Here is a 21,450-nt window from a genome sequence, read left to right on the forward strand (position 1 = left end):
AGCGGCCCCGGCAGCGGCCCCGTCAGCGGCCCGTCAGTGGGCGGCGCGGGAGCGGAAGAGGTCGTAGAGGGCGGCGGCCAGCGCCAGGACCACGAACCCCAGCACCACCCACAGGCCGTGCCGGAAGGCCGTCGGCCAGCCCTGCGGCAGCGAGCCGAAGAACGCCGAGCCCGCCGCCGCGATGCCGATCGCCGACCCGAGCCGCTGCCCGGTCTGCAGCACCCCGGCGGCGCTGCCGCCGCCCGCGGGAGGCACCTCCGACAACGTGATCGCCTGGTTGGGCGAGATCACCAGGCCGCTGCCGATGCCCGCGACCAGCAGCGGCAGCGCGGTCGCCGCGCCCACGCCGGCCCCCGGCACCAGCAGCGTCGCCACCATGGTCGCCAGCAGGCCCGCGATCACCGTCCCGAGCCCCACCGCGACCAGCTTCCGGCCCGCCCGGCCGACGAGCCTGCCGCCGACCACCGACGACCCGGCCGACCCCAGCGCGAACGGCGTGATCGACAACCCGGCCAGCAGCGCGCTGTAGCCCTCGCCGCTCTGCAGGTACAGGGTGAAGGCGAAGAAGATCCCGGTGAACCCGGCGAAGTAGAACAGGGCGATGGCCGACCCGAGGCTGTAGGAGCGCCTGGCGAACAGCGACAGGTCCACGAGCGGTTCCCGGTGGTACAGCCGTTCCCAGAGCACGAACCCGGCCAGCACGAGCAGCGCGGCCGGCACCAGCAGCCACTTGGCCTCGCCCTTCCACTGGTGCTGCTGGATGAACGGCAGCAGCAGCGTCGCCACGCCCACGCCGAGCAGCAGCACGCCGACCGGGTCCATGCTCTCCCGCCGCCCGGTGCGCACCGGCCCGGGGGCGGGCGCGGGCAGCCACTTCCAGGCCAGCGGCAGCAGCGCGATCCCGATGGGCAGGTTCACCAGGAACACCCACCGCCAGCCCTGCGCCGCCCCGAACCCGGTGACCAGCGCGCCGCCGATCAGCGGCCCGGCGGCGGTGGACACGCCGATGGTCGCGCCGAGCGCGCCGAAGGCCCGGCCGCGTTCGTGGCCCAGGAACATCTGCTGGATCAGGCCGGACACCTGCGGGTTCAGCGTCCCGGCCGCCATGCCCTGCACGAGCCGGGCCGCGATCAGCACCGGCATGCTCCAGGCGAAGCCGCAGGCCGCGCTGGCCGCCGTGAACAGCGCCACGCCCCACATGAACAGCGCCCTGCGGCTCCTGGCGTCGCCCAGCCGCCCGGCCGGGACCAGCAGCAGGCCGAACGTGAGCGCGTAGCCGGACAGCGTCCACTGCAGGCCGTCGTCCGAGGCGTGCAAACCCGCGCGGATGGAGGGCAGGGCCACGTTGACGATGCTCACGTCCAGGCCCGACATGAACGCCGCGACCAGGCACACGCCCAGCGCCCGCCTGCGCGTGTCGGAACCGGGTGCCTGCATCGCGACCTCTCTGCGGAACAGCGGCAGCGATCATGATTCCCCACAGGCTGGGAAATATCGTCCTAGGCGGACAATGATTTCTTTGCCGGGCCCCCGCGAAGGAGCAAGTGATCATGGACGCGATGGCCGTGGAGCGGAACGGCATCAACGCCGTCCCCGACAGCGAGCGGCGCGGAAGACCGTCCGACCTGTTCTGGCCCTGGGCGGGGGCGAACCTGTCCCTGTTCGGGGTGGCGTTCGGCGTGTACGTCGTCGGGCTTGGCCTCGGCGTCGTCCCCGCCGTCGTGACCGGCGCGGTCGGGTACGCGTTGTCGTTCCTGCTGGTCGGCCTGGTCGCCGTCGCGGGCAGCCGGTCCGGCGTGCCGACGATGACGCTGGGCCGGGCGCCCTTCGGGTACCAGGGCAACAAGCTGCCCGCGGTGTTGTCGTACGTGTCGAACGTCGGCTGGGAGATCGTGCTCGTCACGCTCTCCGCGCAGAGCGGCGCCGCCATCCTGCGCCGCGTGGCGCCCGGGATCCCCGAGACGACCGCCACCGCCGGCTGCTTCGCCGTCGCGGCGCTGGTCGTGATCGCCGTCGGCGTGTACGGCCACGCCATGATCATGGTCGTCCAGCGTTACCTGACGTACGCGTTCGTCGTGCTGACCGTCGTCTACCTGATCCTCATGCTGCCCAGGCTGGGCGGCTCGCTGGAGACGACGGCGGGCCCCGGCGGCTGGGTGGGCGGCGTCATCCTGTCCATGACCCTGCTCGGCCTCGGCTGGGTCAACTGCGGCGCCGACTACTCCCGATACCTGCCCGCCGGCTCCCGGCCCAGGTCGGTGGCCCTGTGGACGACGCTGGGCGGCGCGCTGCCGCCGATGGTGCTGCTGGTGTTCGGCGTGCTGCTGGCCGGCGGCGACCCGAAGCTGGCCGAGGCGGCGGGCGGTGACCCGGTGGGCGCGCTGGCGGCGGCATTGCCGACCTGGTTCCTGCTGCCGTACCTGCTGACCGCGATCGGCGGCTTCCTGGCCGGGGCGATCATGGACATCTACTCGTCGGGGTTGTCGATGCTGGCGCTCGGCGTGCCGGTCAGGCGGCACCTGGCGGTGCTGATCGACGGGCTGCTCATGGTGCTCGGCGGCTACTACCTGCTGTTCGTGTCCGACAACTTCTTCGGCACCTTCCAGGCGTTCCTGGCGATCATCGGCGTGGTGATGGCTGCCTGGGTGGCGATCTTCCTGGTGGACATGTGGCGGCTGCGGGACGGCGGCCGCGCCTACGACGAGCGCCTGCTGCGCCCCGGCGCGCCCGCGCTCAACCCGGCCGGGCTGGTCTCCCTGGTGGTGGCCTCGGTCGTGGGCGTCGGCCTGATCACGTCCGCGGACGAGCACATCGCGGCGGTCGTCGGGTTCCTGATGAGCGACGAGCTGCGGAACAGCACGTTCGGGGCGGCCAACATCGGCGTGGTCATCGCGCTGCTGCTGGCCGGCGTGTTGTACTTCGTGCTCACCCTGCGCCGCCGCTGACCTTCTCGCCGGATGAGGTCAGTCGGGGCCGGGCCGGCGCCAGGGCTCGAACGGCATGGGGGAGCTCATGCGCTCCTTGAACTCGCGCGCCCTGGTCAGGCAGTCGGGGCAGACGGGCTCGGGCGCCGACCGGGCCAGGGCCTCCGGGGTCGGCTCGCGCTGGGTGCCGAGCACCGTCCGGTCCGGAGGCAGGCCGGTCTCCGGGTCGATGGTGATCATGGTGACGTTCGCGGTGGTGTAGGGGAACGTGCGCTTGCACGCGAAGCACGTGCCGATCGTGGTGATGTGGTCGTCTTCCATGGATCCGCCCTCCCTCACCGCACCGTACCTCGCGATCAGGGATTGCGGCGCAGCGCCCACTCCACCGCGGGGCAGCGGTCCATGACGACGTCGAGCCCGGCGTCGAGGGCGCGCTGGGCGGCCGCCTCGTCGATCACGCCGATGGGCAGCCACACCGCTTTCGCGCCGGCTGCGATGGCCTCGTCCACGACCTGGCCGGCGAACTCCGAACGCCGGTAGACCGCCACCACGTCGGGCTTGACCGGCACCTCGGCCAGCGACGTGTAGCCCGGCTCGCCCAGGACCGGCCGGCCCGCCGGATGGACCGGGATGATCTTCTTGCCCCGCGCCTGGATGCGCTGGGCCTGGTCGTAGGCCGTGCGCTGCGGGTCGTCGCCGAGCCCCACGAACACCCACGTCCCGGCTTCGTGCAGCAGCTGCCTGATCACGCGCTGATCCGCGAAACGATCGTCCATGCAGGCGTCAACACGCCGGACGCGCGCGGGCTTCCCGCCTACGCCTGGGCGGTCGGCAGCACGACCACCTGGCGCAGGTTGACGTGCCGGGCGCGGCTGACCGTGTAGCCGATCAGGTCGGCGATCTCGTCGGCGGTCAGCGGGGTGAACGCCTCGAACATGCCGGCGAGCTGCGCGCCCAGCTCGGGGTTGTCGATGTGGTCGCCGAGCTCGGTCGCGGTCAGGCCGGGTTCGAGGTTGGTCACGCGCACGCCCCGCGGGCCGAACTCCGGGCGCAGCGAGGCCGACAGGTGGCTCAGCGCGGCCTTGGTCGCGCCGTAGACGGCGTAGTTGGGGAACGTGACGTGCGCGCCGATCGAGGAGATGTTCACCAGGTCGGCCGTCCGTCCGGCGTCGGCGGCGGCCAGCAGGTCGGCCGCGAAGGCGCCGGTGACGCGGAGCACGCCGGCGACGTTGGTGTCCAGCATGCGCGTCCACTCGTCGAGGCGGACGTCCTGGACGGGGTTGGGCAGCATCACGCCGGCCGCGTTGACGACCAGGTCGGCCCGGCCCAGCCCGGTGTGGACGGCCTCCACGGCGGCGGCCACGCTCGCATCGTCGGTGACGTCCACGGTGACGGGCAGCGCGGTGCCGCCGTCGGCGTCGATCTTGGCAGCCAGCTCGGCGAGCCGGTCGGCGCGGCGGGCGAGCAGGGCCACCTTGGCGCCGTTGGCGGCCAGCAGGCGGGCCGTGGCCTCGCCCATGCCGCTGGCGGCTCCGGTCACGACGGCGATGCGGCCCGAGAGGTTCTCGTAGTTCGTCATGGCTCTCACCCTGGCCGAGCCGGACGGACTTACCCAGCGCACGGCTTTTCCTGGTAAAGCCAGTACTACCCTGAAGCGGTGGAAGGTGATTTGGGGCAGTTTCTCCGTTCTCGTCGGGCCCGGATCCATCCGGCGGACGCCGGGCTGCCCGCGTCGGGGCGGCGGCGGGTCAGCGGCCTGCGGCGCGAGGAGGTCGCGCTGCTCGCGGGCGTGAGCGTCGACTACTACATCCGCCTGGAGCAGGAACGCGTCCAGAACGTCTCCGACGCCGTGCTCGACGCCGTCGCCCGGGTCCTGCGCATGGACGACACCGAACGCGCCCACCTGCGCGACCTGCTCCGCCCGGCCAGGCACGTGAGCCGGCCCGTGCTGCGGCCCGGCCTGAGCAGGCTGCTCGACCTGGCCGACGGCATGCCCGCCTTCGTCCTCGGCCCCCGGATGGACGTGCTGGCCTGGAACACGCTGGCCGACCGCGTCAGCGGCTTCGCCGGCGTCCCGGACGGCCGGCGCAACCAGCTCCTCCAGGTGTTCCTGGCGCCGCACACGCGCACCCTCTACCCCGACTGGGCCGAGGTGGCCGCCGACACGGTCGCGTACCTGCGGCTGTATGCCGGCCGCCACCCGGAGGACCCGCTGCTGGCCGAGCTGGTCGCCGAGCTGTCGGCCGACCCCGACTTCGTCCGCCTGTGGGCCGAGCACGGGGTCGCCGAGAAGACGTACGGGACCAAGCGGCTGCGCCACCCCGAGCTGGGCGAGCTGGAGTTCGGGTACGAGACCCTGGCCGTGCCCGGCCAGCCCGACCTGGTGATCGTCATGTACACGGCCGATCCCGACTCGGACACCGGCCGCGTGGTCGCCCGGCTGCGGGAGGAGATCGGCTCCGCACGGGAACTCGCCCGGTCCGGCCGTGGTTGACCCGGGCGCGGGCCAGTGGGCATCGTGGGGCGGGTGACCGCCGATGACGTCGCCCTGACCAACCTCGACCAGCCGCTGTTCGACGGGTCGGGCGCCACCAAGCGCGACCTGGTCGACTACCTCGACGCGGTCGCCGACCGCATCGTCCCGGCGCTGCGCGGGCGCGCGCTGTCGGTGCTGCGGGTACGGCCGGGCCAGGAACCCTTCATGCAGAAGAACCTGCCCAAATACGCCCCCTCCTGGATCAGGACCGTCACCGTGTGGGCCGAGGCGTCCCGCAGGGAGGTGTCGTACGCGCTGTGCGACGACCGACGCACCCTGCTCTGGTTCGCCAACCAGCGGGCCGTGGAGTACCACCCGGCGCTGTTCCTGGACGGCCGGCCCACGCACATGATCCTCGACCTCGACCCGCCCGAGGGCGACGACTCCTTCCCGCTCGCCGTACGAGCCGCCCACCTCGTCCGCCAGGCGCTCGGCGACGCCGGGCTGGCGGGCGCGGTCAAGACCAGCGGCGCCAAGGGCGTGCACGTGTTCGTCCCCGTCCCGCCCGGCACCGCCATGGACGACCTGGCCGCGGCCACCCGGGCCCTGGCCGCCCGCGCCGAGCGGCTCGACCCGGCGCTGGCCACGACGGCCTTCATCAGGGAGGACCGGGCGGGCAAGGTGTTCATCGACTCCACCAGGGCCGGCGGCGCGACGGTCGTGTCGGCCTACAGCCCGCGGGTGCGGCCGGGCGTGCCGGTCTCGTTCCCCGTCCCCTGGGACGAACTCGACCAGGTCGTGCCCGCCGACTTCACCATCCACAACGCGGCCGGGCTGCTCGGCGAGCGCGACCCGTGGACCGAGCTCATGCCGGAGCCGCGCGAGCTGCCCGCCGACCTGGTCGCGGAGGGGCACACGATCCCGGTGGCCCGCGTCCAGGCGATGCACGAGGGCAAGCGTCGCGCCCGCGCCCGGCGAGCCGAGTCACCGTAGTGTCCGGATATTGACGCACTGGCGTAGGCCGGTAGACCTTCTCAGGGCTGCTTCGACGGGCTACCTTGCGAATCATTGCGGCTCGGGGGATTTCTCCGCATCTCACTCCTAGGGGAGCCTGCATGCGCAGAATCATCATCGCTTTGGTCGCCGCTCTCGCCTTACCCGTCGCCATGGCGGTCCCGGCGAGCGCGGGCCCGCTCGACGACGTCTTCGCCAAGCTGCTGGTGAAGCAGGTCAAGGGCGAGAACGTGAAGAAGCACCTGGAAGCACTCCAATCCATCGCCAACGCCAACGGCGGCACCCGCGCCGCCGGCACACCCGGCTACAACGCCTCCCGCGACTACGTGGCGGGCAAGCTGCGCAAGGCCGGTTACAAGGTCACCCTCCAGCCGATCAACTTCGTCGAGAGCTGGACCGAGAACAGCCCGCCCACGCTCAACCGCACCGCGCCGGACGCCAAGTCGTACGTGCCGAACGAGGACTTCTACTCCTTCCAGCCGTCCCCCGCCGGGGACGTGACCGCGCAGGTCCAGGGCGTGGACCTGATCCTGCCCCCGACCCCGACGCCCACCTCGACCAGCGGCTGCGAGGAGTCGGACTTCGCCGGGTTCGTCGCCGGGCGCATCGCGCTCATCCAGCGCGGCACCTGCGCGTTCGCCCAGAAGATCCGCAACGCGGGCCGGGCCGGCGCGTCCGGGATCATCGTGTTCAACGAGGGCCAGCCGGGCCGGACCGACGCGTTCCCGCTGGACATCGGCGAGTGGCGGGCGAACGTGCCCATGGTCTTCGCCGACTTCGCCGTCGGCAACGAGCTGGCCACCGGCTCGCCGACCGTGCGGCTCAAGGTCGACGCCAACCTCGTCCTGGGCACCAACGACAACGTGATCGCCGAGTCCCGGTTCGGCGACCCGCGCAACGTCGTCATGGTCGGCGGGCACCTCGACAGCGTGACCGTCGGCCCCGGCATCAACGACAACGGCTCGGGCAGCGCGACCATCCTCGAAGTGGCCGAGGAGATGGCGCACTTCCCGGTCAAGAACAAGGTGCGCTTCGCGTTCTGGGCCGCCGAGGAGATCGGCCTGCTCGGCTCCGACCAGTACGTCGAGAAGCTGTCCCAGGCGCAGCGCGACCGGATCCGCGTCTACCTGAACTTCGACATGGTCGCCTCGCCCAACTACGCGTACAAGCTGTACGACGGCGACGACTCCGACGGCCAGGGCTCGCCGGCCGGTCCGCCCGGATCGGCGCAGATCGAGCGGCAGCTCGCCGACTTCTACGCCTCCCGCCACCTGCCCACCGTGGGCACCGACTTCGACGGACGCTCCGACTACGGGCCGTTCATCGCGGTCGGCATCCCCGCGGGCGGCATCTTCACCGGCGCCGAGGGCGTCAAGACGGCGCAGGAGGCCGCGCTGTTCGGCGGCGTCGCGGGACAGCCCTACGACTCCTGCTACCACCAGGCGTGCGACACGATCGCCAACATCAACGCGACCGCCCTCGACGTGGACGCCGACGCGGTGGCCGACTCCACGGCCAGGTTCGCCTTCAACCTGAACGGCATCCCGCCGCGGACCGCCGCCGCGGCGAAGAGCAAGGCCGCCGTCACCTCGCAGTCGGCGAGCTGACCGGATGATCCCGGGCGGGCCGCCCGCCCGGGATCGTTCATGTGGGGGTGTGCGTGGGGGAGCGCAGGGCGGCGACCGCGGCGGCGGGGTCGTCGGCGAAGAAGCGGATCGAGGTGACCTCGGCCCGCTTCCCGAGCGGCCGCACCGCGACGACCGGCTCGGTCAGCTCCACCGTCACGTTCGTCCTGGAGGCGACCGCGACGCCGAGCCGCCCGCCGTCCACGCTGATCAGCCGGGCCTCGTTGTAGTTCTGGGCGGTCCGGACGGAGGCGATGAGGGCGCGCGGTACGCGGAGGTCGAAGTAGGCGGCGTACCGGACGCGCAGCTCGTCCTCGGTGACCACGTGGGGCCTGGTGACGGAGGCGGCCGCCATGAGGACCACGAACAGCAGGCTGTACAGGTCGCCGACCAGCACCGGCACGCGGATCGCCGCCGGCACGCCGTTCGCCACCAGCAGCAGGTCCACGACCGCCGTCTCGACGACCATCGCGAACGCGAACAGGCCCAGGGTGAACGCCTGCTCCTTGGCGTACGACACGGCGGTCGCCCCCGCCGGGACGCCGTGCCGCCGTCCGGCCGTCCACAGGGCCACGCTGGTCAGCCCCGCCAGCTCGAACCGGAGGACCGCGCGCACCACGCCCGCCATCACGTCTTCTCCTTGGCGTCGGTCTCCTTGGCGTCGGTCTCCGTGAGTTCGCTGAACAGCAGCCGGAGCACCTCCGCCTGCGCGGGCGACAACTCCCCGATCATCGTCTCCATCCAGGACAGGTCGGCGCCTGGGCCGGCAGGTACCATCGCGGCCAGCTCGTCCGGGATGTGGGCGGCCAGGTCCGCGGCGAGCGGCCCGATCCGGTCGTCCCCGGCCGGCGCGTCCGCCAGCTCGTCCAGCCGCCGGTACAGCTCGTGCCCGGCGGCGAGCGCGCCCGGCTCGGTCATCGGGCGCATCAGCTCGGCCAGCCCCGCCTGGCCCTCCTCGTCGGACAGGACGGCGGCCAGGGTCAGCAGCTCGTGGTCGAACGCCCCGAAGGCCGACCCGCCGCCGCCCAGGTCCCGCAGCACGGCCGCCGCGTCGGGGGACATCATCGAATCCGGGCTCAGGCCGGGCTGCGCGAGCAACGCCGCCAGCCGGGCCCGCCGCGCCGCGATGGCCTCCTGCTGCCTGGCCAGGTCGGCGTCCAGCTCCTGCAACGCCTCCCGGAAGTCCACGCCCCGGTCGTCGGCCAGCGCGTCGCGCAACTCCTCCAGCGACAACCCGAGCCCGGCCAGGTGCCGCACCCGCGCCAGCCGTACGGCGTCGCGCACCCGGTACTCGCGGTAGCCGTTGGGGAGACGTTCGGGCTCGGGCAGGATTCCCAGGTGGTGGTAGTAGCGCACGGTACGGGTGGAAACCCCGACCAGCGCGGCCAGCTCGCCGATCCGCATGCCCTCATTGAACAGTTTGACGCCACGTCAAGGTCAAGCCGGCCTCAGGCGGTGCGGCCGGCGAGGACGTTCAGGTAGCTGGTGAGATCGATGCTTCCCGGCAAAGTGCTCATCGAACGAGCACTCTCCGCACTGCCTGAGGAACGTCCGGTCCGGCCCGTTCGTCGTCATTGCGTGAGCCTCTCCCCGGAACTTGACGAACGGCTGCGCGAGGCGTCGGCCAGGATGCACCGCGCCGAACACGTCCGGCGTCTGCGCAGGAACGCCGCGCAGCAGCTCGCGGAGGTCCGCGAGACCCTGAAGGGCCTGGAGTCCGAGCTGGCCGGCGAGGAGCGCGACGTCGCCCGGCTGGAGGGCGGGCTGTCCGCCGTGCTGGCCCGCATGGTGGGCAACCGGGAGGAACGGCTGGCGCGCGAGCGCGCGGAGGTGGTGGTGGCCAGGGAACGCGTGGACGGTCACCGCGCCCGGCTCGCGCAGCTCGAAGCCGACGTCGCGGTGGCCGACGCCGAGCTGGCGGTGCTCGACCCCGCCTCCCGCGAGTACGCGCGGCTGCTGGCCGAGAAGGAGCAGCAGATCGTCCGGAGCGGCGATCCGCGGGCGCGGAAGCTGGCCGACCTCGGCGCCGCGCTCGACCGGCTGAGCGCCGAGGTGCGCGAGTGCGACGAGGCCCTCCAGGCGGGGCAGGGCGCGCACGACGCGCTGGCCGTCGTGCTGCGCCTGCTCGACTCCGCCAGGACGGCCTCCACCTTCGACGTGTTCGGCGGCGGCCTGATCGCCGACGCCTTCGAGCACGACCGGCTGACCAGCGCCGACAAGGCCGCCTGGCACGCTCAGCGGGCTCTGGACGTCTTCTCCCGCGAGCTGGCCGACACCGGCATCGCGGCCCGGCCGGTGATGCCCAAGGTGGACACGCGGTGGTTCGTGGATGCCTTCTTCGACAACGTCATCAGCGACGTGCTCAAGCATCAGCGCATCGAGAAGACCAGGGCCGAGGTGCGGAGACTGGCGCAGTGGGTGCGCGAGACCAGGGCTCACCTGAGGGGGCGGCGCGGCCAGTTGCTGGCCGAGCAGTCGCGGCTGCTGACCAGGCGCGAGGAGCTGCTGCGTCCCGAGTAGCCGTTCGTCGAGCGCCACCGATCACTGTCGTCACGGACAGTAGTCATAAGACTGCGTTAAGTGAATGATGGCGAGGACGCCGGCGCCCCGGCGCCGTACCTCAAGGGACAGGAACGCGCTCATGCTCCGTACCACGACCAGCCTGACCGGCCTCGCCTCCGCCGCCGCACTCGTCCTGAGCCTGGCGGCCCCCGCCTCGGCCGCGACCGGCACCCTCTACATCAACCGGGCGCAGTACGACGACCCCAGCGGCTGCTACAGCTCCGACAGCGCGAACCCCTTCGTCTACAACCGGACCGACGAGGTGGCCATCGTGTTCCTCCGGCCGGGCTGCGAGGGGCCGGTGACCGGGACGGTGCCGCCGAACGACGGCCAGGAGGTGTTCGGCACCAGCGTGTTCATCCGGTAGGGAAACTCGTCCGGCCACGGCCCCGCAGCGTTGTGCGGGGTCGTGGCCGTCGTCGTTCCAGGGAAGGGGGCCTCTCACATCGAGGCCGCGCCGGTGGCGAGGGCGATGATGCCGACGACGGTCATCAGGAGCGTCGTGCCGGGGTGCATGGTGATCGAGATGCGGATGTCCTGCTTCTTCCAGGCCAGCCAGACGCCGGGGTAGAGGAAGACGAGCTTCGACAGGACCGTCCAGGGGGCCCAGAAGTGGTACACGGAGAACAGGAGGGTGTTGAAGATCGGGGCCCACTTGCCGAGCTGCGGCAGGCGGGGCAGCAGGAAGCCGCGGAAGTAGTACTCCTCGATCAGCGGCAGGGTGAAGCCGGTGAACGGCCCGCAGACGATCAGCGTGGTGAGCACGACCGCCTGGGGGTAGCCCTGGAGGTAGGTGGTGCCGTCGGGGCCGGCGCCCTGGTAGTCCACCCAGGTGAAGAACCAGTCGTAGACGAGGTTGTCCAGCGGGGTCAGCGCGAGCGAGACGACGGTCATCCACACCAGGCACGCGCCCCCGAGCCACATGACCTTGCGGCGCGTGAGCGGCTTGCCGCGGTAGCGGACGACGCCCTCCAGCGTGAAGCGGCCGGTCTGCTTCCTGCCCAGCCACAGCAGGAACAGCTGGAGCGGGAAGAGCACGATAGCGAGGGCCATGGCCCAGGCCGCGAAGATCGGCGCGCCCATCGCCCGCACCAGCGGGGCGGCGACGAACGCGTACACGGCGACGATGGCCGCGCCGGGCACCAGGTGCAGGGCGATGGAGAGCGGGACGGAGTGACGGTCCGCGAGGAGCTTCGCGACGAAGCCTGTCGGGTGGGCGCCGGCCGGGGGCCGCGTTGCTGTGTCCATGCCGGCAATCGTGGCCGGGCGGCCCGACACGGCCCTGACATGGTTCTGACACGGCTTCGAGCCCCGTGAAAGGCGCACGTCACGAGGGGCCGGAGCGTCCCCGCCGGGCGGGCAGGCGTCAGGCGGGCCACCGGCCGGTGGTCTTGGCGCTCTCGATCGCGGCGTGGCCCGCCGGGCGCATCCGGCCGGCCGCCGTCAGCGCCTCGGCCTTGGCGACGTTGATGGCGGACCAGGGGCTCCGGCGGGTGCGCGGCGAGTAGCGCTGGAGGTAGTAGTCGCTGTCGAAGGCCCTGCGGTGGCTGTCGATCCAGCCGTGGCACAGCGCTTCGTCCAGGGCCTCGTCGAGGGTGACGGTGGTCGCGGCGCTGTTCTTCTTGGCGATCAGCAGCCAGACGTCGGCGGCGGTCCCGTGGTGCTCGGCGAGCCAGGACTGCCAGGCGGCGGCGTCGTGCAGGATCAGGGCGTCGTCGGTCATCGTGGTCAGCCCTTCCGGCTCGCGAGGACGTTCAGGTAGTGGTGGTTGATCATGATGCCGAGGATGTTGCCGAAGGGGTCGCGGACGGAGGCGGTGGTGAAGCCGGGGCCGCGTTCGGTGGGCTGGTCGTAGGGGGTGGCGCCCATCTCCAGCAGCTTCTTCCAGGTGGTGTCGAGGTCGTCGACGGCCCAGTAGGCGATGGCTCCGTCGTCTTCGGTGCTCCAGCCGTGGGGGGCGTAGCGGGCGTCGATGATGCCGAGTTCGTGCTGGTAGTCGCCGACGCGGAACTCGACGTAGGCGGGGTCGCCCTGTTCGGGGCGCTGGAAGTAGGCGGGGGTGTCGAGGAGGTCGGCGTACCAGTCGCGGGCGGCGGCGACGTCGTGGGCGTAGAAGCTGATGGTGGTGAGTCCGCGGAGCATGTTCTGTGGCCTTTCGCGTGGTGGCTGGTGAGATCGATACTTCCAGGCAAAGTGCTCATCGAATGAGCACTTTTTCTGGCATCGTCGAAGACATGAGAGCGGATCGACTGGTGGCCGTCCTGCTGCTGATGCAGGCGCGCGGGCGGGTGACGGCGGCGGACGTCGCCGCCGAGATGGAGGTCTCGGTCGCCACGGCGCGCCGTGACCTGGAGGCCCTGTCGGCGGCGGGCATCCCCGTCTATCCGCAGGCCGGGCGCGGCGGCGGGTGGGCTCTGCTCGGCGGCGCCCGCACCGACCTGTCCGGGCTCAAGGCCTCCGAGGCCAGGGCGCTGTTCCTGCTGCTCGGCCCGGCCGCGGCGATCGCGCCGGAGGCCAAGGCGGCGCTGCGCAAGCTGGTCCGCGCCCTGCCGTCGACGTTCCGGCAGGAGGCCGAGGCGGCGGCGGACGCCGTCGTGGTCGATCCGGCCCGCTGGGGCGAGCACCGCCGTACCCGGCCCGTGCTCGTCAACCTGCTGGAGGACGCGGTGGTCCGGCGCCGGAAGGTCCGCCTCACCTACTCCGGACGGGAGCGCGTCGTCGCGCCGTACGGCCTCGTGGACAAGGACGACACCTGGTACCTGATCGCCGGCACCCCCGACGGGCAGCGGACCTTCCGCGTCGACCGGGTCACCGACGCCGAGGTCACCGAGGAGCCGGCCGAACGCCCGGCGGACTTCGACCTCGCGGCGGCCTGGGACGAGGTCGTCACCGCGATGGAGGCCCGGCGCGCGACGACCACGGCCACCGCGACCGTCGAGGCCCGCTACCTGCGGGTGCTGCGCGACCGCTTCGGCCGCCACTGCGAGGTGGTCTCCCACGGCGACCGGGTCCGCGTCAGGCTCACCGCGCCGACCGCGCTGGACATCGCCCGCCAGCTCGCGGGCTGGGGCGACCTCGTCGTCGTGGAGGGACCGGAGCCCGTCCAGAAGGAGCTGACGAAGCTGGCCGCCCAGATCGCGGCGCTGTACGGGGGCGTCTGACAGCCGCTACCGGGCGGCGTCGCGCCGGTAGGTGTAGAGGACGAGGCCCTCGTGGAACCTGCCGATCTTGTCGTACAGTGCGCGGGCCTGGGCGTCTTCGAGGGTGTTCCAGTAGAGGCTCGGGTAGCCGTGGGCCTCGGCGTCGCGGGCCACCCACTCGATCACCGCCGTCGCGATGCCCCGCCGCCGGAACCCGGCGTCCACGAACAGGTCCGCCATGTAGCACCGCCCGGCGTACCAGACGCTGGCGTGGAACAGGTAGTGCGCGATGCCCACCATCTCGCCGTCCAGGCGGGCGGTGATCCCGCGGGTCTGCTCGTCGTCGATCAGGCGTCGCCAGGTCCGTTCGTAGGCGTCGTCGTCGCGTTCGGTGTCGAAGTAGGCGTCCTGCCCGCGGGCCAGCACTTCCCAGCGGGCGCGGTCGGGTTCGGTCAGGAAGTCGATCTCCAGCATGGCGCCATCCTGCCGTAGGCCGCCGGTCAGCGGTCGCGGACGAGGGCGAGCATCTCGTCCACCGACCCGGCCGGATCGCTGATCGGGAACTGCACGGCCCGGACGACCGAGCCGGGGTCGACCAGCAGGGTGAGGCGCTTGAACCGGTCGACGCCGGCCGCCCGGAAGGTCGGCAGCAGCAGCCCGGCGGCGAGCCGGTCGTTCTGGTCGGACAGCAGGGGATAGGGCAGTTTCGCGTGCGCGACGAACGCGGCCAGCTGGTCGGGACGCTGGGTGCTCACGCCGCGGATCGTGGCGCCCGCCGCCTCGAAGTCGGCGAACCGTGACGCGTAGGCGAGGGCCTCCAGGGTGCAGCCCGTCGCCCCGGGGATGTCGGCCCAGCCGGGCGGGTGGTCCTGGGCGCCCGGGGCGAACGCGCCGGGGAAGAAGTAGAGCACCGTCCAGACGCCCGGCGCGCCGGGGGCGTCCGGCTCGCCGTCATGGCGTTCCAGCAGGACGTCGGGGATCCTCCGGCCGACCAGCTCGTGCACGCGACGGCTCTCGGCGGAGCCGGTCTCGCTGGTGGCGGTCAGGGCGGCTGCGGGACCTCACCGACCATCAGGGGAGCACCGCAGGCTCGCAGGGCGTGCCGATCACATGATGATTCGCGGAAGCGGCGGTGACGTCACGGCGATCTTGCGGCGACAGGATCACAGCCATGAAGCGCATCCCCCTCTTCCTCTCCACCGCCGCGCTGCTGACGCTGGTCGCCACGCCGGCCCAGGCCGCCGCGCTGCGCCCGATCGTCGTGCAGCCGTACGGCGACCTCACCGAGGGCGTCACCGTCGCCCCGGACGGCACGATCTACGTCGGCCTGCTGACCAAGGGCGAGATCAGGAAGGTCGACAGCACCGGCACCGACAGCCTGCTGGCCGCCCTGCCCATCGGTGAGGGCAAGCTGAACGGCCTGGCCACCGACCGCCAGGGCAACGTCTACGCCGCGCTCAACTCCGGTGCAGCGGCCACCAACGGCATCTGGCGGATCACCCCCTACGGCGAGGCCAAGCTCTACGCCGCGCTGCCGATCGGCTTCGCCAACGGCCTGGCCTTCGGCCCCGACCGCGCGCTCTACGTCACCGACACCACGAACAGCGTCGTCTACCGCGTGACCGACGGCAAGGCGGCGGTCTGGGCCAAGTCGTCCCTGTTCGTCGGCTCGGACGGCACCGGGGCGAACGGCATCGCCTGGCGTTCGGGCGCCTTCTACGTGGCCGTGTCCGACGAAGGACAGATCGTCCGCGTCCCGTACGGCAAGGGCGGCAAGGCGGGCGTGCCGACCGTCTACGTCAAGGACGCCAAGCTCGCCGGCGCCGACGGCGTGGCCTTCGACGTGCGCGGACAGCTCTACGTGCCGAGCTACACGGGCAACACCCTCAGCATCGTGCGCACCGGCGGCGGCGTGGAGGTGCTGGCCGACAAGCTGGACAGCCCGGCCAGCCTGGCCTTCGACGGCAAGGCGCTCTACTTCGTCAACATCGGCGGCAACGGCGCGCCCAGCCTGATGAAGACCAAGGTCAAGCTCCCCGGCCAGCCGCTGCTGCGCGGCTGACCCCGCTCCCGCTCCCGCCGCCGTCGGCCGGCGGGCCGATCAGGCCGAGGAACGCCGCGGCCGCCGCGGACGGGTGGGCGCCCCAGATCAGGTGCTCCACCCGGGCCGGGGCGTCGCGGAGGCGGACGAGGCCCAGGTTCGGGAAGCGGGGGGCGTACGCGGCGGGGAGCAGGCCCACGCCGAGGCCGTGCCGGACCAGGTCGACCATGAACTCGGCGGAGGTGACCTCGAAGGCGACCTCGCGGTGGACGCCGGCCGCCGCGAACGCCACGTCCGACTGGATGCGCCCGGCGTGACCGGCGCGGAAGTCGATGAACGGCTCGTCGGCGAGGCCGCGCAGGTCGCTCTCGCCGCCCGCCAGGGGGTGGTCCGGCGCGACCACGGCGACCAGCTCGCCCCTGGCCAGCGGGCGGCTCTGGACGGCCTTCGGCTCCGCGCGGGTCGGCAGGCCGAGGAAGGCGACGTCCGTCTCGCCCCGCCGGACGCGTTCGATCAGGTCTTCGCTGCCGGCGGAGACCAGCGTGATGCGCACCCGCGGGTGCCGGCGGCGGAACTCCTTCAGCACGACCGGCAGGTCCACGGCGGAGACCGTGGGGATCGAGCCGACCGCGAGCCGCCCGCGGATCTCCCCGCTGGCCGCCGCGACGTCGGTGCGCGCCCGGTCGGCGGCCTCCAGGCAGTCGCGGGCCGCGGGCAGGAACGCCTCCCCGGCCGTGGTCAGCCGCACCCGGCGGCTGGTGCGCTCGAACAGCCGGGCCCCCAGCTCCCGCTCCAGGGCGGCGATCTGGTGGCTGAGCGCCGACTGCACGACCCGGCAGCGCTCGGCGGCGCGGGTGAAGTTGCTGGTCTCGGCGACGGCGAGGACGTACCGCAGCTGCTGAAGCTCCATGGACCAATCGTGTCAGACGATCGATCGTGATGAAAACTATGTGTTGGACTCATCGATGGAGTGTCGGCAGGCTGGTCGCATGACGCAAACTCTTTCTCCGCAGGCGACGCGCTCCGCCTTCCGGGCGTGGGCGGGGGTCGCCGCGATCACGGCCAGCCTTTTCGTCTTCCTCACGACCGAGTTGATGCCGGTGGGGCTGCTGACCCCGCTCAGCGAGGATCTGGGCATCTCCGTGGGCGCGGCCGGGTTGATGGTGACGTTGCAGGGCGTGTCGGCCGGGCTGGGCGTGCCGTTCATCGTGGCGTGGTCGCGGCGGGTCAACCGGCGGGTGTTGTTGTCGGTCCTGCTGGCGGTGCTGGCCGTGGGCAACCTGGTGACCGGCATCGCGCCGAACTACGGCGTGATCCTGACGACGCGGCTCCTGCTGGGCTTCGCCAGCGGCGTGTTCTGGGCCATCGGCGTGAGCATGGCGATGCGGCTGGTCGAGGAACGGCACGCCAACCGGGCCGCCGCCATCGTGATGTCCGGCATCTCGATCGCCACCGTGGTCGGCATCCCGCTCGGCACCTTCCTGGAGAGCCTCACCGACTGGCGCACCACGTTCCTCATCTGGAGCGGGCTGAGCGGGCTGGTGTTCCTGGCGGTCGCCTTCGCGATCCCGTCGCTGCCGTCGGCGAACGCCGTCTCGGTGCGCGAGGTGTTCGGGCTCCCGCTGCGGAACGTGCCGCTGCGCATGGTGCTGTTCACGGTGGTGCTGTTCGTGCTCGGCCACTTCGGGGCCTACACCTTCGTCCGGCCCTTCCTGGAGGCCAACGCGGGCGCCTCGCCGCTGCTGGTGACCGGGGTGCTGATGGTGTTCGGGGTCGCCGGCGCGATCGGCAACTTCGTCGCCGGGCACACCGTGAGCCGCAGCCTGCGGGACAGCTTCGTCGTCGGCGCCGCGGGGCTGGTGGCGGCCATGCTGCTGCTGCTCGCGATCGGCGGCAGCGCCACGGGGGCGATCGTGGCGCTGGTCGTCTGGGGGCTGTCGTTCGGGGTGGTGCAGCTCGCCCAGGTCAACATGACGCTCGCCGCCGCGCCGGAGACCTTCGAGGCGGCCATGTCGCTCAACACGATGGCGTACAACACCTCCATCGCGCTCGGCGCGCTCTTCGGCGGGCTGTTCGCCGACAACGCCGGCGTCACCAGCGTCGTGTGGTTCGGCGTGGCGCTGACCGCGGCCTCGCTGCTGCTCAACCTCGCCACCGGCCGGCGGACCTCGCGGTCCGTCCAGCCGGTCGCGTGAACGACGGGGACGCCCGCCTCACGGCAGTCGCCGCGCGGCGGTCGCCTCCCAGGTCCGCAGGTACGATTCCGCGCCGCCCGCCAGGTCACGGACGATGTCCTGACCGGCGAGCAGGCGCATGTCCTCGATCCAGTCGGGGACCAGGCCGTAGTTGGCCACGCCGTCGACGTTGACGTCCCAGACCCGCTGCCCGGTGCGCTGGCGGTCGAGGCGCACGCTCCCGTCGAAGGACGTGAACGGGTACGTCACCGGGTTCGCGGCGTTGCCCGCGCGCGGGGCGGGCAGGCGGCCCATGCCGTTGACGTCCAGGCCGTAGCCGTATCCGGGGACGTTGTACTGCTGCCGCAGCGGCGCGGTGCGCCGCCACTCCGCGACGAAGTCCGGGGAGTTGTGGCCGTACTGGGTGATCATGCCGCCGAGCGCGTAGATGCGGCCGAAGAAGCCCGGGTCGGCCCAGCTGTGGGAGGAGATCACGCCGGGGTAGCGGGCCGCCTCCAGCAGGCCGAGCGTCTGGGCCGCGGCCTTCACGCTCATGTGGTCGATCTCCACCATCATGCCGCGCCGGATCAGCCCCTGGACCATGTACGTGCCGAGCGAGGTCAGCCCCCGGGTGTTGCAGTGGGGCGCCGGCGGATACAGCGGCAGCGAGACGCCCGGCGGCAGCAGCCGCGCGATCTGGTCGGGCAGCACGCCGGCCGGGTCGATGGTGTTGTCGTGCTCGGGGCCGGTGCAGGTGCGGGCCTGCCAGAACGAGCCGGTGGACAGCAGGTTGCCGACGTTGACGATCGCGCCCTGGGTGCCGGAGTCGAAGCGCACGCCGCACAGCGCGTTGTCGTACTTGTGGCAGACGAACATGCTGCGCACGCCGAGCGCGTACATCTCGTCCAGGCCCCGGTCGATCTGGGACTTCGTGCACTGCGGGATGCCGAGGATCTGCCGGCAGCCGAACGGCTCCGACGTCTCGATCCCGAGGACGACGGCCAGCTTGCCGGCCGCGGCCACGCTCCTGGCCTCCGCGGGGTCGTTCACGAGGCGGAACCAGCCGCGTCCGGGGCCGCCCGACTCGGCGTCGATGTGGTCCTGCAGCTCGCGGGCGCGCTGGGCCTGCAGGCGGATGGACGTCATCTCGTCGCAGGAGTACTTCTTCAGCGGGTAGATCGCGCACAGCTGCCGGTTGGCCACCAGGTCGTTGACCAGCACCCGGAGCCCGCCGCGCCAGGCGCGCTCGACCCAGGTGTAGTACGCCTGCTGGTGGGTCAGCGAGTCGTGGGCCGGCCAGTCGCGGAAGGTGGGCCAGCCCACCGGGTCGTGGGTGCCGGTGGGCTTGCCGGTCCTGGTGAAGTTCTCGTACCAGGCCAGCTCGCCGTTCGGGTAGTGGTCGGGGCAGTCGGTCAGCGCGTGCTCGATGCCGTCGGGGTCGAACGGCTTGCCGCACATGAGCATGCCGCCGAACGTCTCGTAGGAGAACAGGTGGCTGTGGCCGTCCACGAAGCCGCTCACGGCGGCGGCGGCGTGCGCGGCGGCGGTCGGGACGGACGGCGCGACCAGCGCGCCGGTCAGGAGAAGGACGGCTGCGGCCGCCCGGCGGATGAGACGGTGGAACACGGGACCACCTCCCAGGCTGCGGTACCGGGGTCGCCGCAAGCATCCACCGCCGGAAGGGCCCCGGCAAGACCGAACATGAGCTGATCTCATCTAAATCTGCTCTAAATCCGTGACCGAAATGTCAGGCGCCCACGTCGTCGGCCAGGCGGCCGAGGTAGGCGCCGAACCGCCGCCGGTCCGGCTCGTCCCAGGACGCGGTCAGGTCGTCGAAGACGTGCCGCTGCCATTGCCGGGCGGCGGCCAGCAGGGCCTCGCCGCTGCCGGTGACCCGCAGCGCGGCCCGGCGGCGGTCGTGCTCGCTGGTCTCGCGGACGAGATGGCCGGCGGCGACGGCGTCCCTGACCATGCGGCTGGCGCCCGAGTGGTCGAGGCCGAGCTGGTGGGCCACGGTGGCGACGTCCGCCTCGCCGGGGGAGCTGCGCACCGCCTCCAGCACCAGGACGTGCTGGACCTGGCCCGGCTCGCCGGCCGCCTGCCCGGCCCAGCGCCGCGACCAGAAGCGGACCAGCCGGAAGAGCGCGGGGCCGCCGTCGGCGGAGAAGTCGTCGTTCACGGGGACAGTCTATGCGGATAATGTATGCGTATCGCATACAACTCAGAGGAGAGCGCCATGGGCATCACGCTCGACCACCTGATCGTCCCCGCCGCCGACAAGGACGTGGCGGCGGCCTTCCTCGCCGGGCTGCTGGGCCTGGCGGCGGGCGCGCCGTCGGGGCCGTTCACGCCCGTCCGGATCAACGACGACACCACCCTCGACTTCGACGACCGCCACCACGCCCAGCCCGGCCACTACGCCTTCCTGCTGGACGACGACGCCTTCGACGCGCTCCTGGCCCGGCTCGCCGCCGACCCGGACGTCGAGTACGGCTCGGGCCCCTGGAACGGCTGGGACCGGCGGACCAACGACCTGGGCGGCGGCAGGGGCGTCTACGTGCGCGACCCGAACGGCCACAGCTACGAGTTCTTCACGGCCGTTCCATGAGTTTTCCGCATGGGAGCCGTTGAACCCGGGCCGCGCGGGACGGCGTACACCCTGACGACGAGCACCGAGCCGGAGGACGGCGATGGACAGTCAGGGATGGGGTGGCGGGCTGGCCCTTCGGCCGCGCGACTACCTGGGGATGGGCGAGCCGCTGGCCGACGTGGTCGCGGCGGCGGGACCGTACGAGGGGGAGGCGCTGCACCGGCTCGCGCTGGGCACGGCCGCCACCATGGCCAGGCTGCATCTGACCGGGATCGCGGGGCTGCGGCTCGGGCCGCACAACGTGCTGGTCGGGCCGCTCGGCGAGGTGTCGTTCGCGCCCGGCCCGAGGAGCAGCGACCTCCCGCCGGCCGACGTGCGCGAGTGGGCCGACGTGATCGTCTTCGCCGCGGCCGGGCACGCCGGGCACGTTAGGGGCGGGGCGGGCCTCGATCGGTTGCCGCCCGTGCTGCGCGGCCTGGTCGACCGGTGCCGCCGGCCGGACCCGGCCGCCCGGCCGACGGCCATCGAGCTGGTACGCGTCCTGCTCGGGCACGCGGCCTCGGCCCGGCACGCTTCGGTGCGCGACCTGCTGCGCGAGGCCGAGGCATGGGCCGGCCCGCACGAGCCGGCGCGTCCGGAGGCACATACGGAAGCACGTACGGAGGCGCGTCCGGAGGCGCGTACGGAGGCGCGTCCGGAGGCGCGGTCGCGAGCGGCGGGGCGGCACGGGCGGGCGTCATCGGGTGAATGATCAGCTTTATCGTTGAATGAACAGGTGGGGCGATTGATGCAAATCCCGTATCTTGTTCCTCGCCCGTGCTAGGGCAATAATTCAATATCAGTAGTTATCCGGGCGACATTTCATGATGTACGCAGCGCGAGGAGTCGCCGCGTGAATCATCGT

At 72.2% G+C, this 21,450-nt stretch carries 25 protein-coding genes; 11 read left to right on the top strand and 14 right to left on the bottom strand.

From position 1 onward, the window contains the following. Positions 1-33: 33 nt before the first annotated feature. Entirely contained in the window at positions 34-1,437 is a 1,404-nt protein-coding gene (locus ACFYYW_RS41530) for an MFS transporter (protein ID WP_387658084.1), read from the bottom strand. 113 nt (positions 1,438-1,550) lie between these two features. On the opposite strand from ACFYYW_RS41530, the gene ACFYYW_RS41535 reads away from it, so the two are divergent. Beyond that, positions 1,551-2,945: a purine-cytosine permease family protein gene (locus tag ACFYYW_RS41535; protein ID WP_387658087.1), complete on the top strand. Its 1,395-nt coding sequence runs from the start codon at positions 1,551-1,553 to the stop codon at positions 2,943-2,945. A gap of 18 nt (positions 2,946-2,963) precedes the next feature. On the opposite strand, the gene ACFYYW_RS41540 is transcribed toward ACFYYW_RS41535, so the two are convergent. The 3 genes from ACFYYW_RS41540 to ACFYYW_RS41550 form a co-directional block, all read right to left on the bottom strand. Further along, a complete protein-coding gene (locus tag ACFYYW_RS41540) occupies positions 2,964-3,245 on the bottom strand; it encodes a hypothetical protein (RefSeq protein ID WP_387658090.1) in 282 nt (93 codons plus the stop codon). 35 nt (positions 3,246-3,280) lie between these two features. After that, complete coding sequence (locus ACFYYW_RS41545) at positions 3,281-3,673, bottom strand: CoA-binding protein (RefSeq protein WP_352319836.1); 393 nt, start codon at positions 3,671-3,673, stop codon at positions 3,281-3,283. A gap of 65 nt (positions 3,674-3,738) precedes the next feature. Beyond that, positions 3,739-4,503: an SDR family oxidoreductase gene (locus ACFYYW_RS41550; RefSeq protein ID WP_387658093.1), complete on the bottom strand. Its 765-nt coding sequence runs from the start codon at positions 4,501-4,503 to the stop codon at positions 3,739-3,741. 90 nt (positions 4,504-4,593) lie between these two features. Here ACFYYW_RS41550 and ACFYYW_RS41555 point away from each other — a divergent pair, with 90 nt between their 5' ends. From ACFYYW_RS41555 to ACFYYW_RS41565, 3 genes are all read left to right on the top strand, one after another. Continuing rightward, positions 4,594-5,418 carry a helix-turn-helix transcriptional regulator gene (locus tag ACFYYW_RS41555; protein WP_387658096.1) on the top strand — a complete coding sequence of 275 codons (825 nt, stop codon included), beginning with the start codon at positions 4,594-4,596 and terminating at the stop codon, positions 5,416-5,418. Between the two features lie 33 nt (positions 5,419-5,451). Further along, positions 5,452-6,393 carry a DNA polymerase domain-containing protein gene (locus ACFYYW_RS41560; RefSeq protein ID WP_387658099.1) on the top strand — a complete coding sequence of 314 codons (942 nt, stop codon included), beginning with the start codon at positions 5,452-5,454 and terminating at the stop codon, positions 6,391-6,393. 122 nt (positions 6,394-6,515) lie between these two features. Further along, positions 6,516-8,021: a M28 family metallopeptidase gene (locus ACFYYW_RS41565; protein WP_387658102.1), complete on the top strand. Its 1,506-nt coding sequence runs from the start codon at positions 6,516-6,518 to the stop codon at positions 8,019-8,021. Positions 8,022-8,058: 37 nt separating this feature from the next. On the opposite strand, the gene ACFYYW_RS41570 is transcribed toward ACFYYW_RS41565, so the two are convergent. Continuing rightward, the gene (locus ACFYYW_RS41570; protein ID WP_387658105.1) at positions 8,059-8,667 is read right to left on the bottom strand and encodes a hypothetical protein; all 609 of its coding nucleotides are present in this window, start codon (positions 8,665-8,667) and stop codon (positions 8,059-8,061) included. Beyond that, positions 8,667-9,443, bottom strand: a complete 777-nt coding sequence (locus ACFYYW_RS41575; RefSeq protein ID WP_387658108.1) for a MerR family transcriptional regulator — start codon at positions 9,441-9,443, stop codon at positions 8,667-8,669. Before ACFYYW_RS41575 ends, ACFYYW_RS41570 begins: the two co-directional genes overlap by 1 nt. Before the next feature lie 174 nt (positions 9,444-9,617). Here ACFYYW_RS41575 and ACFYYW_RS41580 point away from each other — a divergent pair, with 174 nt between their 5' ends. Both ACFYYW_RS41580 and ACFYYW_RS41585 read left to right on the top strand, forming a co-directional pair. Beyond that, on the top strand, positions 9,618-10,559 hold the full coding sequence (locus ACFYYW_RS41580; RefSeq protein WP_387658111.1) for a hypothetical protein: 942 nt from the start codon (positions 9,618-9,620) through the stop codon (positions 10,557-10,559). 121 nt (positions 10,560-10,680) lie between these two features. Continuing rightward, positions 10,681-10,968, top strand: coding sequence for a hypothetical protein (locus ACFYYW_RS41585; protein WP_387658114.1), 288 nt, complete (start codon positions 10,681-10,683; stop codon positions 10,966-10,968). A 74-nt stretch (positions 10,969-11,042) separates the two neighbouring features. Here the strand turns inward: ACFYYW_RS41585 and ACFYYW_RS41590 are convergent, their stop codons facing one another. From ACFYYW_RS41590 to ACFYYW_RS41600, 3 genes are all read right to left on the bottom strand, one after another. Beyond that, on the bottom strand, positions 11,043-11,849 hold the full coding sequence (locus tag ACFYYW_RS41590; protein ID WP_387658117.1) for a type II CAAX prenyl endopeptidase Rce1 family protein: 807 nt from the start codon (positions 11,847-11,849) through the stop codon (positions 11,043-11,045). A gap of 118 nt (positions 11,850-11,967) precedes the next feature. Beyond that, positions 11,968-12,324 (bottom strand): hypothetical protein, encoded by a 357-nt coding sequence (locus tag ACFYYW_RS41595; protein WP_352319816.1) that lies wholly within the window; start codon positions 12,322-12,324, stop codon positions 11,968-11,970. Positions 12,325-12,329: 5 nt separating this feature from the next. Then, positions 12,330-12,743, bottom strand: a complete 414-nt coding sequence (locus tag ACFYYW_RS41600) for a VOC family protein (protein WP_387658121.1) — start codon at positions 12,741-12,743, stop codon at positions 12,330-12,332. Between the two features lie 92 nt (positions 12,744-12,835). On the opposite strand from ACFYYW_RS41600, the gene ACFYYW_RS41605 reads away from it, so the two are divergent. Next, positions 12,836-13,762, top strand: coding sequence for a helix-turn-helix transcriptional regulator (locus tag ACFYYW_RS41605; RefSeq protein ID WP_387658124.1), 927 nt, complete (start codon positions 12,836-12,838; stop codon positions 13,760-13,762). Positions 13,763-13,768: 6 nt separating this feature from the next. Here ACFYYW_RS41605 and ACFYYW_RS41610 read toward each other — a convergent pair whose 3' ends face one another. Together ACFYYW_RS41610 and ACFYYW_RS41615 are read right to left on the bottom strand one after the other, a co-directional pair. Beyond that, the gene (locus ACFYYW_RS41610; protein WP_387658127.1) at positions 13,769-14,215 is read right to left on the bottom strand and encodes a GNAT family N-acetyltransferase; all 447 of its coding nucleotides are present in this window, start codon (positions 14,213-14,215) and stop codon (positions 13,769-13,771) included. Positions 14,216-14,241: 26 nt separating this feature from the next. Next, on the bottom strand, positions 14,242-14,745 hold the full coding sequence (locus ACFYYW_RS41615; protein WP_387658130.1) for a peroxiredoxin: 504 nt from the start codon (positions 14,743-14,745) through the stop codon (positions 14,242-14,244). A 167-nt stretch (positions 14,746-14,912) separates the two neighbouring features. Here ACFYYW_RS41615 and ACFYYW_RS41620 point away from each other — a divergent pair, with 167 nt between their 5' ends. Continuing rightward, positions 14,913-15,803, top strand: coding sequence for an SMP-30/gluconolactonase/LRE family protein (locus tag ACFYYW_RS41620; protein WP_387658134.1), 891 nt, complete (start codon positions 14,913-14,915; stop codon positions 15,801-15,803). Here ACFYYW_RS41620 and ACFYYW_RS41625 read toward each other — a convergent pair. Further along, positions 15,769-16,692: a LysR substrate-binding domain-containing protein gene (locus tag ACFYYW_RS41625; protein ID WP_387658136.1), complete on the bottom strand. Its 924-nt coding sequence runs from the start codon at positions 16,690-16,692 to the stop codon at positions 15,769-15,771. The genes ACFYYW_RS41620 and ACFYYW_RS41625 overlap by 35 nt on opposite strands. A gap of 79 nt (positions 16,693-16,771) precedes the next feature. Between ACFYYW_RS41625 and ACFYYW_RS41630 the strand changes: the two genes are divergently transcribed. Continuing rightward, positions 16,772-17,977: an MFS transporter gene (locus ACFYYW_RS41630; RefSeq protein WP_387658139.1), complete on the top strand. Its 1,206-nt coding sequence runs from the start codon at positions 16,772-16,774 to the stop codon at positions 17,975-17,977. A gap of 18 nt (positions 17,978-17,995) precedes the next feature. Here the strand turns inward: ACFYYW_RS41630 and ACFYYW_RS41635 are convergent, their stop codons facing one another. Beyond that, entirely contained in the window at positions 17,996-19,582 is a 1,587-nt protein-coding gene (locus ACFYYW_RS41635; protein WP_352319799.1) for a Coagulation factor 5/8 type domain-containing protein, read from the bottom strand. Positions 19,583-19,703: 121 nt separating this feature from the next. Further along, positions 19,704-20,135, bottom strand: coding sequence for a MarR family winged helix-turn-helix transcriptional regulator (locus ACFYYW_RS41640; protein WP_387658141.1), 432 nt, complete (start codon positions 20,133-20,135; stop codon positions 19,704-19,706). 57 nt (positions 20,136-20,192) lie between these two features. On the opposite strand from ACFYYW_RS41640, the gene ACFYYW_RS41645 reads away from it, so the two are divergent. After that, positions 20,193-20,564 carry a VOC family protein gene (locus tag ACFYYW_RS41645; RefSeq protein ID WP_387658143.1) on the top strand — a complete coding sequence of 124 codons (372 nt, stop codon included), beginning with the start codon at positions 20,193-20,195 and terminating at the stop codon, positions 20,562-20,564. An 82-nt stretch (positions 20,565-20,646) separates the two neighbouring features. Further along, positions 20,647-21,297 carry a hypothetical protein gene (locus ACFYYW_RS41650; protein WP_387658145.1) on the top strand — a complete coding sequence of 217 codons (651 nt, stop codon included), beginning with the start codon at positions 20,647-20,649 and terminating at the stop codon, positions 21,295-21,297. Positions 21,298-21,450 lie beyond the last annotated feature (153 nt).

The organism is Nonomuraea sp. NPDC001831, assembly GCF_042892035.1.
Classification (GTDB): Bacteria; Actinomycetota; Actinomycetes; order Streptosporangiales; family Streptosporangiaceae; genus Nonomuraea.

Bases quoted from the DNA above. Each gene is read 5' to 3' on its own strand.
- ACFYYW_RS41530 (WP_387658084.1), bottom strand. From the start codon at position 1,437: ATGCAGGCACCCGGTTCCGACACGCGCAGGCGGGCGCTGGGCGTGTGC.
- ACFYYW_RS41535 (WP_387658087.1), top strand. From the start codon at position 1,551: ATGGACGCGATGGCCGTGGAGCGGAACGGCATCAACGCCGTCCCCGAC.
- ACFYYW_RS41540 (WP_387658090.1), bottom strand. From the start codon at position 3,245: ATGGAAGACGACCACATCACCACGATCGGCACGTGCTTCGCGTGCAAG.
- ACFYYW_RS41550 (WP_387658093.1), bottom strand. From the start codon at position 4,503: ATGACGAACTACGAGAACCTCTCGGGCCGCATCGCCGTCGTGACCGGA.
- ACFYYW_RS41565 (WP_387658102.1), top strand. From the start codon at position 6,516: ATGCGCAGAATCATCATCGCTTTGGTCGCCGCTCTCGCCTTACCCGTC.
- ACFYYW_RS41570 (WP_387658105.1), bottom strand. From the start codon at position 8,667: ATGGCGGGCGTGGTGCGCGCGGTCCTCCGGTTCGAGCTGGCGGGGCTG.
- ACFYYW_RS41575 (WP_387658108.1), bottom strand. From the start codon at position 9,443: ATGCGGATCGGCGAGCTGGCCGCGCTGGTCGGGGTTTCCACCCGTACC.
- ACFYYW_RS41585 (WP_387658114.1), top strand. From the start codon at position 10,681: ATGCTCCGTACCACGACCAGCCTGACCGGCCTCGCCTCCGCCGCCGCA.
- ACFYYW_RS41590 (WP_387658117.1), bottom strand. From the start codon at position 11,849: ATGGACACAGCAACGCGGCCCCCGGCCGGCGCCCACCCGACAGGCTTC.
- ACFYYW_RS41595 (WP_352319816.1), bottom strand. From the start codon at position 12,324: ATGACCGACGACGCCCTGATCCTGCACGACGCCGCCGCCTGGCAGTCC.
- ACFYYW_RS41600 (WP_387658121.1), bottom strand. From the start codon at position 12,743: ATGCTCCGCGGACTCACCACCATCAGCTTCTACGCCCACGACGTCGCC.
- ACFYYW_RS41605 (WP_387658124.1), top strand. From the start codon at position 12,836: ATGAGAGCGGATCGACTGGTGGCCGTCCTGCTGCTGATGCAGGCGCGC.
- ACFYYW_RS41610 (WP_387658127.1), bottom strand. From the start codon at position 14,215: ATGCTGGAGATCGACTTCCTGACCGAACCCGACCGCGCCCGCTGGGAA.
- ACFYYW_RS41620 (WP_387658134.1), top strand. From the start codon at position 14,913: ATGAAGCGCATCCCCCTCTTCCTCTCCACCGCCGCGCTGCTGACGCTG.
- ACFYYW_RS41625 (WP_387658136.1), bottom strand. From the start codon at position 16,692: ATGGAGCTTCAGCAGCTGCGGTACGTCCTCGCCGTCGCCGAGACCAGC.
- ACFYYW_RS41630 (WP_387658139.1), top strand. From the start codon at position 16,772: ATGACGCAAACTCTTTCTCCGCAGGCGACGCGCTCCGCCTTCCGGGCG.
- ACFYYW_RS41645 (WP_387658143.1), top strand. From the start codon at position 20,193: ATGGGCATCACGCTCGACCACCTGATCGTCCCCGCCGCCGACAAGGAC.
- ACFYYW_RS41650 (WP_387658145.1), top strand. From the start codon at position 20,647: ATGGACAGTCAGGGATGGGGTGGCGGGCTGGCCCTTCGGCCGCGCGAC.